This window comes from Streptomyces capoamus, from assembly GCF_014654935.1.
In the GTDB taxonomy this organism is placed as follows: Bacteria; Actinomycetota; Actinomycetes; order Streptomycetales; family Streptomycetaceae; genus Streptomyces; species Streptomyces capoamus.
The window spans coordinates 280973-294082 of sequence record NZ_BNBF01000008.1 but is presented as its reverse complement, the minus strand read 5'-3'; the positions used below and the strand labels follow the sequence as shown (position 1 = coordinate 294082).

The following is a 13110-nucleotide window of genomic DNA, read 5'->3' as shown; positions in this document are numbered from 1 at the left end:
CGGCCGGTACGGCTGCTCACGGGCGTGCGGTTCGACGTGCTGGACGTGCCGGCCGAGGCGGGCGCGCAGGCGCTCCGGCATCTCGCGCCGGCCTCGCCGGTGGCTCTGCGGGGCGATCGAATGCACTTGCTGGTCGCCGCGGGCGGCGCGGAGGAGCTGCCCGGGCTGCTGGACTGGCTCGAGTGGGGCGGCGTGCGCCTGGACCTGCGGGTCCTCGGGGCGGGCGACACCCTGGAGGCACCGCTTCCGCCCGCCGTGACCGCCGCTTCCCGGCCCGGACGGCCGATGCCATCAGGCTCCGGCTCCGCACCGCGTGACCGCGTGCAGGGGGCCGCCGAGTGGCTGCGGCCCCCTGAGCCCGGTCGCGAGGTCGAGCCCTCGCTGCCGGCCATGCCGGGCGTATCCCCCGTGGGGCGCGGGAAGAGCGCCCCCGATCTCGTACGACTGGTGGACACGGTGGCAGCGCACTGTCACCGGGTCCGGCTGCGGCGCCCGTGCGCCGGTCACCCCGCCGGCCGGCGGGATCAGCCGTTGGCCTTCTCGTAGGCCTCGCGGATGGACGCGGGAACCCGGCCGCGGTCGTTGACCTCGTAACCGTTCTCCTTGGCCCACGCGCGGATCGCCGCGGTGTCCTGGTTGCCGCCGGAAGCGGCACGCGTCTTTCCGCGCCCGCCGGAGGAGCGGCCACCGGTGCGACGCCCGCCCTTCACATAGGGGTCGAGAAGGCCGCGCAGCTTGTCCGCATTGGCAGTCGTGAGATCGATCTCGTACGTCTTGCCGTCCAGCGCGAACGTCACGGTCTCGTCCGCCTCGCCGCCGTCGAGGTCGTCGACAAGAAGGACCTGAACCTTCTGTGCCACCGCATTTCCTTTCATCGATAACGTTGAGGACCAGGGGTGTGTGCGGCGTCCGCCGTTTCGCCGCCCCTGTTATATGCAGTACTGCAGTACGTCGGAAAGCAAACCGCTTTTGCCGGAAAAACACAAACCCCCGGGAGTGACCCGGCGGACCGTCCGCGTCCGGAAACATGCGCGTTTCGGACATAGGCCACCGGGGCAATGACGATCACAGATGCAGAAGCATCCGACTGTTGCCCAAGGTGTTCGGCTTCACTCGTTCGAGACCCAGGAACTCCGCGACGCCCTCGTCATAGGAACGCAACAGCTCCGCGTAGACATCGGTGTCCACCGGCGTCTCCCCGATCTCCACGAAGCCGTGCTTCCCGAAGAAGTCCACTTCGAAGGTCAGGCAGAAAACCCGGCGAACGCCGAGCCAGCGCGCGGTCTGGAGCAACTTCTCCAGCAACCGATGCCCCACGCCGGCGCCCTGGAGGCCGGGCTTCACCGCCAGGGTGCGGACTTCCGCGAGGTCCTCCCACATGACGTGCAGCGCACCGCAGCCGACCACCTCGGCGTTGTCGTCGCGTTCCGCGACCCAGAACTCCTGGATGTCCTCGTAAAGGGTGACCGTGGCTTTGTCGAGCAGGATGCGGTCGCGGACGTAGGCGTCGAGGAGGCGGCGCACGGCCGGGACATCGCTGGTCCGGGCGCGCCGGACGGTGATGGCTTTTGCGGGGACTTCGGGACGCTCTGCTGACATGAGCGGACGCTATCGCCCAGCCGCGCCCCCCGCCGAGCCGGGGTTCTGCTCTTGCCGGGCTTCGGGCGCTTCCTGTCGGCGGGCTTCGGACGCTTCCCTGGTTTCTTCCGGGCCCTGGACGATGCGTACGGCGTCCCGGAGGGCCTGGCGCTGTTCCTCGCTCATCATGCCGAAGAACGCGACGAGAGCGGCGGCGGGGTTGTCGCTCTGCGACCAGGCGTCGTTCATCAGGGCGGCGGCGTACGCTGCGCGCGTGGACACGGCCTCATATCGATAGGCCCGGCCTTCCGCCTCACGGCGGACCCAGCCCTTCTGATGGAGATTGTCCAAAACCGTCATCACGGTGGTGTACGCGATGGAGCGTTCCTGCTGCAGGTCTTCCAGGACTTCTCGAACGGTCACCGGGCGGTTCCACTTCCACACCCGCGTCATGACCGCGTCTTCGAGTTCTCCCAATGGGCGAGGCACAGCTCAGAACAATAGTGGGAGATCCCGGCAATGGCCTGCCGGACGTGCGCTAGGACTACAAACGCGCACAAAAAGGACGTACGGCGCACACCGTGGAGCGGCGCCGGCTCTGCGGGCCGCTCAGGCGTCGCCGGCGGCGGACGCCTCGCGCGCGCCCTCCACGCGTGCCAGCGCGGCGTCGACGGCCGCGTCCTCCTTGGCCTTGGCGGCCCCGCCCTGGGTCTTCACGATGACCCTGACCACACCGATGAAGAACACGGCCATGACGACCGGAGGCACGAGCGCGGAGACGTAGTCCATGTCTCCAGAGTAGCCACGGGGAGCCGGGCGAATGTCCCGGGGGGACACGAACCGCCCAACCGGGGCACGGGACGGCCGGCGGCGCGCACGGCCCGGCCGCGCGGGTCAGCCCGCGGCCAGCCGGCGGCCCTGCGGCGGGGCCGGCCTGCGGCGCGGGAAGACCTCACCCGGCGTCGGGACGGGCCGCCTCGGCGCCGCCGGCTCGCAGGCGGGGCCGGACGCCGGCCCGGGGCGTGGCCTCTCGTGTGGCCTCTCGGCGGGCTTCTCAGCGGGCCTCCGGCGTCTGCGCGGCCACCGCAGGGCTCCTCGGCCTCCTCGCCGCGCGGGTCAGCCCGCGGCCAGCCGGCGGCCCTGCGGCGGGGTCGGCCTGCGGCGCGGGAAGACCTCACCCGGCGTCGGAATGGGCCGCCTCGGTGCCGCCGGCTCGGGGGCGGGGCCGGACGCCGGCCCGGGGCGTGGCCTCTCGTGTGGCCTCTCGGCGGGCTTCTCAGCGGGCCTCGGGCGTCTGAGCGGCCGCCGCAGGGCTCCTCGGCCTCCTTGCCGCGCGGGTCAGCCCGCGGCCAGCCGGCGGCCCTGCGGCGGGGTCGGCCTGCGGCGCGGGAACACCTCACCCGGCGTCGGGACGGGCCGCTTAGGCGCCGCCGGCTCGGGCGCGGGCCGTTCGGCGGGCTTCTCGGCGGGCTTCTCCGGGGTCTGTGAGGGCTCCTCGGCCTCCTCGCCGTCGGGGGCGGCCCCGGTCTGCCGTGCGCCGCCCGCGAGGGCCTTCAGGCGCGTCCGCGCGGGCGGCACCGCGGGCGCCGGCACCTTCCGCGCACCCTGCGCGAAGCGTGCCCGCACGTCCTGCTCGGCCAGCGCCTGGCAGCGGTCCAGCAGCGCCGCCGCCGTGGGGTTGCCGCGCAGCGCCCGGAGCGCGGCGAGGTCGTCCGGCGTCGGCCGGTGGCCGGCCCCGAGCGCCTCCTCCAGGAGGGTCAGGTAACCGGCGACGCTGCCCGGCAGGGCGCCCCGGTAGCGGTCCAGGTCGGCCACCAGGAAGGCGCGCAGCCTGGCCCCCTCGCACATCGCCTCGTCGAGCGTCTCGGCGAGGCGGAAGCAGTCCTGCACGTCCTCGGCGGAGGCGTGGCCGGGGTGGAGGGCGAGGGCGAGGGCGCGGCGGAGCACACGCAGCTCCTCCGTGCCGAACGCCATGCCGCCGCGGGATCCGTATGGCGTGGGCATGCGGCGACGCTACCGACTAATCGGACAAAAGTGAGGAATCCGAATGGGGATCCGCCGCGTGTCGTTCCGCGGTTCCCTCGTCCGGTGCCACCGGCGGGGCCGGCGCCCGCGCGGGCGCCGGCCGTCCCTCACAGGCGCGAGACGTTCCGCTCGTACACCAGGCGCAGGCCGATCAGCGTCAGCCACGGCTGGTGCTCGTCGATCACCGAGGACTCCCCCAGCACCATCGGCGCGAGCCCGCCCGTGGCGATCACCGTGACGTCGTCGGGGTCGTCGGCCAGCTCCCGGGCCATCCGGCCCACCACGCCGTCGACCTGCCCGGCGAAGCCGTACACGATGCCGGACTGCATGGCCTCGACGGTGTTCTTGCCGATCACGTTCCTGGGCCTGGCCACCTCGATCTTCCGCAGCTGGGCGGCCTTGACCCCCAGGGCCTCCACCGAGATCTCGATCCCCGGGGCGATGACCCCGCCGACGTACTCTCCGCGCGCGGAGACGGCGTCGAACGTGGTCGCCGTACCGAAGTCCACGACGATCGCCGGGCCGCCGTACAGCTCGTTCGCCGCGACCGCGTTGATGATGCGGTCCGCGCCGACCTCCTTGGGGTTGTCGAACTGGATCGGCACACCGGTCTTGACCCCCGGCTCGACCAGCACCGCGGGCACGTCCCCGTAGTACCGCCGGGTGACCTCGCGCAGCTCGTGCAGCACCGACGGCACGGTCGCGCAGATCGCTATGCCGTCGATGCCGTCGCCCAGTTCCTCGCCCAGCAGCGGGTGCATGCCCATCAGGCCCTGGAGCAGCACCGCCAGCTCGTCCGCCGTGCGGCGCGCGTCGGTGGAGATGCGCCAGTGCTCGACGATGTCCTCGCCGTCGAAGAGGCCGAGGACGGTGTGCGTGTTGCCGACGTCGATCGTGAGCAGCATGGCCGTTACTCCGCCTCGCGCAGGTCCAGGCCGATGTCCAGGATCGGCGAGGAGTGCGTGAGGGCGCCCACGGCCAGGAAGTCCACGCCGGTCTCGGCGTACGCGCGCGCGTTCGCGAGCGTCAGCCGTCCGGAGGCCTCCAGCAGCGCCCGGCCGCCGACGATGGCGACGGCCTCCTCGCACTCGCTGGGCGTGAAGTTGTCCAGCAGGATCAGGTCGGCGCCCGCGTCCACGACCTCGCGCAGCTGGTGCAGGGTGTCGACCTCGACCTCGATCGGCACCTCGGGGAAGGCCTCCCGTACGGCCTTGAAGGCCTGCGCGACGCCGCCGGCGGCGACCACGTGGTTGTCCTTCACCAGGGCCGCGTCCGAGAGCGACATGCGGTGGTTGACGCCTCCGCCGCAGCGGACGGCGAACTTCTCCAGCGACCGCAGGCCCGGGGTGGTCTTGCGGGTGTCCCGCACGCGCGCCCCGGTGCCCTCCAGCGCGTCCGCCCACGCGCGCGTGGCCGTCGCGATGCCGGACAGGCGGCACAGGATGTTCAGCGCGCTGCGCTCGGCGGTGAGCAGGTCACGCGTGCGCGTGGTGACGGACAGCAGCTGCTGCCCGGCCTCGATCCGGTCACCGTCCTCCACGTGCCGCTCGACCTCGAACTCGTCGGTGCAGACCACGGAGAGGACGGCCTCGGCGACCCGGAGGCCGGCCACGACGCCCGCCTCGCGCGCGGTGAAGTCGGCGGTGGCCACCGCGTCCTCGGCAATGGTGGCCACGGTCGTCACGTCCACGCCGCCGTCCAGGTCCTCCTGGATGGCGACGTTGGCGATGTCCTCGACCTCGATCGGGTCGAGTCCGGCGGCGGCCAGCAGCTCGGCGAGCGCGGGGTCGAGCCCGCACTCCGCGTACTCTGCGGCTTCCGCGTCTCCCTCGGCGCCGCAGGCGCAGCCGTCGCCGCAGCCGCCGGTCGGGGCGAGGGGAAGGTCGTCGGTGCTCACGTCTGTCACTGCTCCTGGGGCGCTGTTACCGGATGGGGGGGAAGTCTGCGGTGTCGGTGGTGCGTACGGCCAGCGACCGGTCGGGGTTGAGCCGTACCACGATGTGGCGCCGCCAGTGGGTGTCGTCGCGCTCGGCGTGGTCCTCGCGCCAGTGGCAGCCGCGGGTCTCCTCGCGCAGCAGGGCGGCGGTGACCAGGACCCGGGCCACGCACAGGAGGTTCGTGGCCTCCCAGGTGTCCACGCCGGGCTCGGCGGTCTTGCCGTTCTCCCGGAGCGCGTCCCGGGCCTCGGCGTGCAGCTTCTGCAGCTGGTCCGCGGCCTTGGCGAGGGACTCCTGCGAGCGCAGCACGCCGGCGCCCTCGCTCATGATCCGCTGGATGGCGAACCGGGCCTCGGGGGCGAGCAGCGGGTGCGCGGGACGGCCGGGGTCCGGTACGGGTGCGGGCACGCGCGCGTGGAGGCCGGTTCCGGCGTGGACGGCGGCGATGTCGGCGGCGATCCGCTCGGCGTAGACGAGCCCCTCCAGGAGGGAGTTGGAGGCGAGCCGGTTGGCGCCGTGCACACCGGTGCAGGCGACCTCGCCGCAGGCGTACAGGCCGGGCACGGTGGTCCGGCCGCGGGCGTCGGTGCGGACGCCCCCGGAGGCGTGGTGGGCGGCCGGCGCGATCGGGATGGGCTCGGTGACCGGGTCGATGCCGTTGGCCCGGCAGGCGGCCAGGATGGTCGGGAAACGGTGCTCCCACATGTCCGCGCCGAAGTGCCGGGCGTCGAGGAACATGTGCTCGGCGTCCTGCTCCAGCATCCGCCGCAGGATGCCCTTGGCGACGATGTCGCGCGGCGCCAGCTCCGCCAGCTCGTGCTGGCCGACCATGAAGCGCACGCCGTCCGCGTCGACCAGGTGGGCGCCCTCGCCGCGCACCGCCTCCGAGACCAGCGGCTGCTGTCCTTCCGCGTCCGCGCCGAGGAACAGCACGGTCGGGTGGAACTGCACGAACTCCAGGTCGCTGATCTCCGCGCCCGCGCGCAGCGCCAGCGCCACGCCGTCGCCGGTCGACACGGACGGGTTGGTGGTCGCGGAGAACACCTGGCCCATGCCGCCGGTCGCGAGCACCACGGCGGGCGCGTGCACGGCGCCCACGCCGTCGTGCTGGCCCTCGCCCATCACGTGCAGGGTGACGCCGGCCGTCCGGCCCTCGGCGTCCGTCAGCAGGTCCAGCACCAGCGCGTTCTCGATGGTGCGCAGCCCGCGCGCGCGGACGGCCTCGACGAGCGCCCGGGAGATCTCCGCGCCGGTGGCGTCGCCGCCGGCGTGCACGATCCGGCGCCGGTGGTGGCCGCCCTCGCGGGTGAGTTCCAGTTCCCCTTCGGAGGACTCGTCGAAGTGCGCGCCGGTGTCGATGAGCCGTCGCACCGCGTCGGGTCCCTCGGTGACGAGGATCCGTACGGCCTCCTCGTCGCACAGGCCCGCGCCCGCGACCAGGGTGTCGGCCAGGTGCTGCTCGGGGGTGTCGCCCTCGCCGAGGGCGGCGGCGACACCGCCCTGCGCCCAGCGCGTGGAGCCGTCGTCCAGGCGGGCCTTGGTGACGACCACCGTGGAGAGTCCGGCGGCCTCACAGCGCAGGGCCGCGGTCAGACCGGCCACCCCGGAGCCGACCACGACCACGTCCGCGGAGATGGCCCAGCCGGGTGCGGGCGCGTGCAGTCGTATGCCTGTGCTGGTCACGAGGCGGCTCCGAAGGTGAGGGGGAGGTTGTCGATGAGCCGGGTCGAACCGACCCGGGCGGCGACGGCGAGGACGGCCTCGCCGGTGAAGTCGTCGCCGATCTCGGTGAAGTCGGCGGGGTCGACCAGCGCGAGGTAGTCCAGCTTCAGCGGCGGATCCAGGCGGGCGGCCTCGTCCAGCACCTGGCGGGCGGCGGCGCGGACGGCCGCCGGGCCGCCGGGCGCGGCGGTGGCCACCGCGTGCGCGTCGGCCGCCGCACGGGACTCGCCTATCGCGCTCAGTGCCTCGGCACGCGCGTGCGTGGAGGGCACTTCCCGGGCGCGTGCGCGCAGCGCCTCCTGCGCGGCATGCCGGTCCCGGCCGGCGAACAGCGCGTGGGACAGCGCGAGCGCGGTACGCCGCTCGTCCGGCGCGAGGTAGCGGTTGCGGCTGGACAGCGCCAGCCCGTCCTCCTCGCGCACGGTCGGCACGGCGACGATCTCGACGCCGAAGTTCAGGTCCCGCACCATGCGCCGGATCAGGGCGAGCTGCTGGGCGTCCTTCTGCCCGAACAGGGCGGCGTCGGGGCGGGTGAGGTGCAGCAGCTTGGCGACGACGGTGAGCATGCCGTCGAAGTGCCCGGGCCGCGAGGCACCCTCCAGGCGCTCCCCCATGGGGCCCGCGGTGATGCGCACCTGCGGTTCGCCGCCCGGGTAGACCTCGTCCACGGAGGGCGCGAACACGGCGTCGGCGCCGGCCCGCCCGGCCAGCTCCAGGTCGGCGTCCAGGGTGCGCGGGTAGCGGTCGAGGTCCTCGCCCGCGCCGAACTGCAGCGGGTTCACGAAGACGGTGACGACGACCTCGCCGTCCGGGCCGGCGATCTCCCGCGCGGTGCGGATCAGGGTCGCGTGGCCCTCGTGCAGGGCGCCCATGGTCATCACGACGGCGCGGCGGCCGTGGCGCACGCGCGCGTGCAGCTCTTCGGCGGTGCTCAGCAGGGCGGTGGTCATCGGTCGTTCCCCTCGCTGCCGTTCGTCCCCTCGGTGCCGTCCGTGCCGTCGCCTCCCCGGCTGCCGGGGCCCGCGTGGCCCGCGTCGGCGAGTACCCCGAGGAGGTCCTCGGCCAGCTCCGGCTTGAGCAGGCCGTGCGCGAGCGCGCGGTCGGCGGTCGCGCGGGCCATCGCCAGATAGCCCGCCACGGTCTGCGGGGCGTGCTCGCGCAGCTCGGCCACGTGCGCGGCGACCGTGCCGGCGTCACCGCGCGCGACCGGCCCGGTCAGGGCGGCGTCACCGGAGCGCAGGGCGTTGTCCAGGGCGGCGCCGAGCAGCGGGCCGAGCATCCGGTCGGGCGCCGTCACACCGGCCGTGCGCAGCAGTTCCATCGACTGGGCGACCAGGGTGACCAGGTGGTTGGCGCCCAGCGCGAGGGCCGCGTGGTAGAGCGGGCGGTTCCGCTCGCTGATCCATTCGGGCTCCCCGCCCATCTCGATGACCAGGGCCTCGGCGGCCAGCCGCAGCTCCTCGGGCGCGGTGACGCCGAAGGAGCAGCCCGCGAGGCGCTGGACGTCCACCGGCGTCCCGGTGAAGGTCATCGCCGGGTGCAGGGCCAGCGGCAGCGCGCCCGCGCGCAGGGCGGGGTCGAGGACCTTCGCGCCGTACCGGCCGGAGGTGTGCACGAGCAGCTGCCCGGGCCGCACCGCGCCGGTCTCGGCGAGCCCGGCGACCAGGCCGGGCAGGGCATCGTCGGGGACCGTGAGCAGGACCAGGTCGGCACGCTGGAGCACCTCGGCGGGCGGCACCAGCGGGACGTCCGGCAGCATCGTCCCGGCGCGCCTGCGGGAGGCGTCGGAGACTCCGGAGACGGCCACCGGGCGGTGCCCGGCGAGCTGGAGGGACGCGGCCAGTGCGGGGCCCACGCGGCCGGCGCCGACGACGCCGACGGTGAGCCGCGCGGGGCGGTCCTTGAGGTCTGGCTGGTGGACTGTACTCACGCGACGGCGGCCTTCCCGTTCCAGTCCGCTCTGGGTACCGGACGATTTCTCGTCATGTTAACGCTATCGGGTAGGGCGGCGGCCGGTCGTCCACAGGCTGTGGGTTTCGCCACGCGGCGGACGGCGCCCGCGCGCGGGCAAATCCCGGTGCCCTCCCGGCCCCGGCGCGGCATGATCCACGGCATGACCGACACGGCTGAGCAGGACACGGAACGGCAGGCGCGGGAACGGCTGCGGGAGCGGCTCCGGGCGGCCCGGCGGGAGGCCCGGAGGGTGCTGTCCCGCGCGGACTGGGGAAGCTCGATCCGCGACCGCCTCACGCACCTGGTGGACGCGGCGGACGAGGTGTACGACCTGGACGAGCCGGCCGAGTCTACGGCGACGGGATCGTGACGGCCCTGGAGGAGCGGGTCGCCGCGCTGCTCGGCACGGAGGCCGCCGCGTTCTTCCCGACGGGCACCATGGCCCAGCAGGTGGCCCTGCGCTGCTGGGCGGCCCGCACCGGGAACGCGGCGGTGGCCCTGCATCCCCTGTCGCACCCCGAGGTGCACGAGCGGCACGCCTTCAGCCAGGTCAGCGGCTTGCGCCCGGTCCGGGTGGGCGACGGGCGCCGGCCGCCGACGGCGGCCGGGATACGCGAGGCCGGGGAGCCGTTCGGGACGCTGATGCTGGAACTGCCGCTGCGGGACGCCGGTTTCGTGCTGCCCACCTGGGAGGAGCTGACCGAGGTCGTCCAGGCGGCCCGGGAGCGCGACGCGGTGGTGCACTTCGACGGCGCGCGCCTGTGGGAGTGCACCGAGCACTTCGGACGCCCCCTCGAGGACATCGCGGGCCTCGCCGACAGCGTCTACGTGTCGCTGCAAGTCCGTCGGCGGCCTCGGCGGCGCCGCGCTGGCCGGCCCGGGGACGCTGGTGGAGGAAGCGAGGGCCTGGCGGCACCGGTACGGCGGCATGGTCTTCCAGCAGTTCCCGACCGCCCTGTCCGCGCTGATCGGCCTGGAGCGCGAGCTGCCCCGGCTGCCCGAGTACGTCCGCCACGCGCGCGTGGTGGCCGCCGCGCTGCGCGAGGGCTTCGCCGCGGCCGGGGTGCCCTGGGCCCGCGTCCACCCGGAGGTGCCGCACACCCACGAGTTCCAGGTCTGGCTGCCGTACGAGCCCGGGGTGGCGGCCGAGGCGGCCGTGCGGCAGGCCGAGGAGACGTCGGTGCTGCTCTTCGCGAACGCCTGGGACGAGGGCGGTCCCGGCCTCGCGTGCACGGAGGTCGTCGTCCGTTCCACCGGCCTGGAGTGGACGGCCGACGACGTCCGCGCGGCCGTACGGGACTTCGTGGACCGCCTGCCGGGCCCGGCGTGACCGCGCGCGGGTCCCGGGGCTAACCGAGTGCGCCGGGGCGCAGCCAGCGGGTCAGCGTGCGCCTGAGCCGTCCGCGCGCCGGGCGTCCGGCGAGGACCGCGCGGAAGCGCCGGTGGTCGCGCAGTTCGCGGACGAGGCCGAGGTCGTGGCGGCCCGGCGCGGGCGGTTCGGGCTCGCCGTGCAGACGGGCGCGGTAGCTGTCGAGGAGGTACTGCTGGGTGACGCTCATGGGGGATCGCCTTCTCGGGACGGTGAGTGATCAGGTGGCGTCACCGACCGCTCGGTGACTGATCGGGCTCCGCGGCTGCCCCCGGTGCTCCCAGCCTGTCCACGGCCCGCCCCGATGTCCCGTCGATTGACGGCTGCCGTCAATCCACGCGGGGACTGTCAGTGGGCGGGTGCACGATGGAGGCCATGAGCGTGACCATCGACATCACCGGACTGCCCCCGGAGCGGGTCTGCGTCGTGCCCTCTCCGCTGGCGGAGCTGGGGATGGCGTTGCACGCGCTGAGCGAGCCCGGCCACCACCCCGACCTGCGCGGCTGGGCGGCCGCCGTCTCCTCCCGGCTGGACCCCTGCCTGGCCGACCGGCTGTGCGAGGCGGATTTCCTGTGGCGTACGACGTTCTCGGATGTCTTCGCCCCGTACGCCGGCATCCCGGGCGGGCGCGCGCTCCCCGGGGACACGCTGGCTCAGGAGCTGGACCAGCTGGACCGGCTGACGGACGAGCAGTTCGTGAACGCGGCCCTGGAGTTCACCTGCCAGCTGCGCTACGACGTCCAGGACCCCGGCCCGCTGGACGACCCGGAGCTGCGCCGGCGCTCCCTGGAACTGGCCGCCGCGCGCGGACCCGTGCAGGAGCGCTTCACCCGGCGCCTGCTGACCGATCCGCCGGCCGTGCGAGCCTGGTTCCGGCAGCTGATGCTCGACTGCGACGACGCCTTCTTCGCCGACACCTGGGCCCGGGTCCAGCCCCAGCTGGCCGCGGACGCCCGGCACAAGACCGAACTGCTGCGCCGCAAGGGCCTCGGCGAGGCCCTCGCGTCCCTGTCCGGCGCGGTCTCGCTGGACGAGGGGACCGGGCTCGTCACGGTCGACAAGCTGCAGGTGGGCCGCACGGCCACCGGCGACGGCGGCCTGGTGCTGGTGCCGACCAGCCTCGGCTGGCCGCACGTGCTGGTCCTGCACCGGTACGGCTGGCAGCCCTCCATCACCTACCCGGCGAGCGTCCCCCGGCCGCAGGCCCCGTCCGTGGAGCAGCTCACGCGCCGGATGGAGGCGCTGGCGCACCCGGTGCGGATGCGGCTGTGCCGGCACCTCGCGCGCGCCGCGCACACCACGAGCGAACTCGCCGACGCGCACGGCCTGTCGGCGCCCGAGATATCCCGGCACCTGACGGTGCTGAAGAAGGCGGGCCTGGTCACCGACTGCCGGCGCGGCCGGTACGTCCAGCACCAGCTGGACCTGTCCGCGGTGGCCCGGCTGGGCAGCGACTTCATCGAGGGCGTCCTGCGCTGAGCCCTCCGGCCCGGCGCCACTGCGCGCGCGGGCGTGGCGCGCCGGAGCCCGTACGGGCCCCGCCGTCAGCCGTGGCCGCCGGCCCGCACCAGCCCCGTCTCGTACGCCAGCACCACCACCTGCACCCGGTCGCGCAGTCCGAGCTTGGTCAGGATGCGGCCCACATGGGTCTTCACCGTCGCCTCGCTCAGCACGAGCCGGGCCGCGATCTCGCCGTTGGACAGGCCCTGCGCGACCAGCACCATGACCTCGCGCTCGCGCTCGGTGAGCCGTTCCAGCTCCTTGTGCTGGGGCTCCCGGCCGGCGGCGGGCAGCATCGGCGCGAAGCGGTCCAGCAGGCGCCGGGTGGTGGAGGGTGCCACGACCGCGTCACCGCTGTGCACGGCCCGGATGGCGGCCAGGAGATCGCCGGGCGGCACGTCCTTGAGCATGAAGCCGGAGGCACCCGCCTTCAGCCCGGAGAAGGCGTACTCGTCCAGGTCGAACGTGGTCAGGATGAGCACCTTGGGCGGTTCGGGCTCGGAGCAGATCCGCCGGGTGGCCTCCACACCGTCCAGCTTCGGCATCCGGACGTCCATCAGGACGACGTCGACGGGGGTGGACCGCAGCACCTGGAGGGCCTCCACGCCGTCGCCCGCCTCCGCGACCACCTCCATGTCCGGCTGCGCGGCCAGCACCATGCGGAATCCGGTGCGCAGCAGCACCTGGTCGTCGACGAGCATCACGCGGATCGTCATCGGGCCTCTTTCGTCGTGCGGTGGTGTGGCTCGGGGGGCGGTGTCACAGGGGGACGGTGTCACAGGTGCCGGCGCGGGGCGCGGTCGCGTCAGTGGGCCGGTTTCAGCGGCAGCAGGGCGCTGATGCGGAATCCTCCGCCCGGGCGCGGTCCGGCGTCCAGGGTGCCGCCGACCATGCCGACGCGCTCGCGCATCCCGATCAGACCGTGGCCCTGCCCGTCGGCGCCGCCCTCCTCGTACAGCTCGTGCGGGGCGCCCTTGCCGTCGTCCTCGACCAGCAGGCCGAGACCGTCGTCGAAGTAGACCAGGC

At 74.1% G+C, this 13110-nt stretch carries 15 protein-coding genes and 1 pseudogene; 3 read left to right on the top strand and 13 right to left on the bottom strand.

The window, feature by feature from the left end; genetic code table 11:
• Positions 1-546 (top strand): SCO3374 family protein (locus tag IE312_RS15845; protein WP_229899837.1); only part of this gene is annotated, 546 nt, incomplete at its 5' end.
• Here the strand turns inward: IE312_RS15845 and IE312_RS15840 are convergent.
• The 10 genes from IE312_RS15840 to IE312_RS15795 all read right to left on the bottom strand — a co-directional run bounded on the left by IE312_RS15840 (position 525) and on the right by IE312_RS15795 (position 9192).
• The gene (locus IE312_RS15840; RefSeq protein WP_061929701.1) at positions 525-860 is read right to left on the bottom strand and encodes a histone-like nucleoid-structuring protein Lsr2; all 336 of its coding nucleotides are present in this window, start codon (positions 858-860) and stop codon (positions 525-527) included. The two genes, IE312_RS15845 and IE312_RS15840, sit on opposite strands and share 22 nt — an antisense overlap.
• A gap of 205 nt (positions 861-1065) precedes the next feature.
• Complete coding sequence (locus tag IE312_RS15835; protein ID WP_189982225.1) at positions 1066-1599, bottom strand: amino-acid N-acetyltransferase; 534 nt, start codon at positions 1597-1599, stop codon at positions 1066-1068.
• Between the two features lie 9 nt (positions 1600-1608).
• Positions 1609-2031: a BlaI/MecI/CopY family transcriptional regulator gene (locus tag IE312_RS15830; RefSeq protein ID WP_189982298.1), complete on the bottom strand. Its 423-nt coding sequence runs from the start codon at positions 2029-2031 to the stop codon at positions 1609-1611.
• 156 nt (positions 2032-2187) lie between these two features.
• Positions 2188-2367, bottom strand: coding sequence for a hypothetical protein (locus IE312_RS15825; protein ID WP_189982223.1), 180 nt, complete (start codon positions 2365-2367; stop codon positions 2188-2190).
• Between the two features lie 549 nt (positions 2368-2916).
• Positions 2917-3552, bottom strand: a complete 636-nt coding sequence (locus tag IE312_RS15820) for a hypothetical protein (RefSeq protein ID WP_189982297.1) — start codon at positions 3550-3552, stop codon at positions 2917-2919.
• Positions 3553-3710: 158 nt separating this feature from the next.
• On the bottom strand, positions 3711-4508 hold the full coding sequence (locus tag IE312_RS15815) for a type III pantothenate kinase (RefSeq protein WP_189982221.1): 798 nt from the start codon (positions 4506-4508) through the stop codon (positions 3711-3713).
• A gap of 5 nt (positions 4509-4513) precedes the next feature.
• Positions 4514-5500, bottom strand: coding sequence for a carboxylating nicotinate-nucleotide diphosphorylase (nadC, locus tag IE312_RS15810; protein WP_189982219.1), 987 nt, complete (start codon positions 5498-5500; stop codon positions 4514-4516).
• 25 nt (positions 5501-5525) lie between these two features.
• Entirely contained in the window at positions 5526-7223 is a 1698-nt protein-coding gene (locus tag IE312_RS15805; protein ID WP_189982217.1) for an L-aspartate oxidase, read from the bottom strand.
• Positions 7220-8212 carry a pantoate--beta-alanine ligase gene (gene panC / locus IE312_RS15800; RefSeq protein WP_189982216.1) on the bottom strand — a complete coding sequence of 331 codons (993 nt, stop codon included), beginning with the start codon at positions 8210-8212 and terminating at the stop codon, positions 7220-7222. The genes IE312_RS15805 and panC overlap by 4 nt, the downstream gene beginning before the upstream one ends.
• The gene (locus IE312_RS15795) at positions 8209-9192 is read right to left on the bottom strand and encodes a Rossmann-like and DUF2520 domain-containing protein (protein ID WP_189982214.1); all 984 of its coding nucleotides are present in this window, start codon (positions 9190-9192) and stop codon (positions 8209-8211) included. The genes panC and IE312_RS15795 overlap by 4 nt, the downstream gene beginning before the upstream one ends.
• Before the next feature lie 183 nt (positions 9193-9375).
• On the opposite strand from IE312_RS15795, the pseudogene IE312_RS15790 reads away from it, so the two are divergent.
• Positions 9376-10545: pseudogene (locus IE312_RS15790) on the top strand (threonine aldolase family protein).
• Positions 10546-10564: 19 nt separating this feature from the next.
• Here the strand turns inward: IE312_RS15790 and IE312_RS15785 are convergent.
• A complete protein-coding gene (locus IE312_RS15785) occupies positions 10565-10774 on the bottom strand; it encodes a hypothetical protein (RefSeq protein ID WP_189982211.1) in 210 nt (69 codons plus the stop codon).
• Between the two features lie 185 nt (positions 10775-10959).
• Between IE312_RS15785 and IE312_RS15780 the strand changes: the two genes are divergently transcribed.
• Positions 10960-12063: a DUF5937 family protein gene (locus IE312_RS15780; RefSeq protein WP_189982209.1), complete on the top strand. Its 1104-nt coding sequence runs from the start codon at positions 10960-10962 to the stop codon at positions 12061-12063.
• 65 nt (positions 12064-12128) lie between these two features.
• Here IE312_RS15780 and IE312_RS15775 read toward each other — a convergent pair whose 3' ends face one another.
• The gene (locus IE312_RS15775; protein ID WP_189982207.1) at positions 12129-12800 is read right to left on the bottom strand and encodes a response regulator; all 672 of its coding nucleotides are present in this window, start codon (positions 12798-12800) and stop codon (positions 12129-12131) included.
• An 89-nt stretch (positions 12801-12889) separates the two neighbouring features.
• Positions 12890-13110, bottom strand: a 221-nt coding sequence (locus tag IE312_RS40305; protein WP_368860009.1) for an ATP-binding protein, incomplete at its 5' end; no start/stop codon positions are given.

What these genes read in the sequence shown, in the direction of transcription:
- IE312_RS15835 (WP_189982225.1), bottom strand. Translation starts at nt 1,599, where the DNA reads ATGTCAGCAGAGCGTCCCGAAGTCCCCGCAAAAGCCATCACCGTCCGG.
- IE312_RS15830 (WP_189982298.1), bottom strand. Translation starts at nt 2,031, where the DNA reads ATGACGCGGGTGTGGAAGTGGAACCGCCCGGTGACCGTTCGAGAAGTC.
- IE312_RS15825 (WP_189982223.1), bottom strand. Translation starts at nt 2,367, where the DNA reads ATGGACTACGTCTCCGCGCTCGTGCCTCCGGTCGTCATGGCCGTGTTC.
- IE312_RS15820 (WP_189982297.1), bottom strand. Translation starts at nt 3,552, where the DNA reads ATGGCGTTCGGCACGGAGGAGCTGCGTGTGCTCCGCCGCGCCCTCGCC.
- IE312_RS15815 (WP_189982221.1), bottom strand. Translation starts at nt 4,508, where the DNA reads ATGCTGCTCACGATCGACGTCGGCAACACGCACACCGTCCTCGGCCTC.
- panC (WP_189982216.1), bottom strand. Translation starts at nt 8,212, where the DNA reads ATGACCACCGCCCTGCTGAGCACCGCCGAAGAGCTGCACGCGCGCGTG.
- IE312_RS15785 (WP_189982211.1), bottom strand. Translation starts at nt 10,774, where the DNA reads ATGAGCGTCACCCAGCAGTACCTCCTCGACAGCTACCGCGCCCGTCTG.
- IE312_RS15780 (WP_189982209.1), top strand. Translation starts at nt 10,960, where the DNA reads ATGAGCGTGACCATCGACATCACCGGACTGCCCCCGGAGCGGGTCTGC.
- IE312_RS15775 (WP_189982207.1), bottom strand. Translation starts at nt 12,800, where the DNA reads ATGACGATCCGCGTGATGCTCGTCGACGACCAGGTGCTGCTGCGCACC.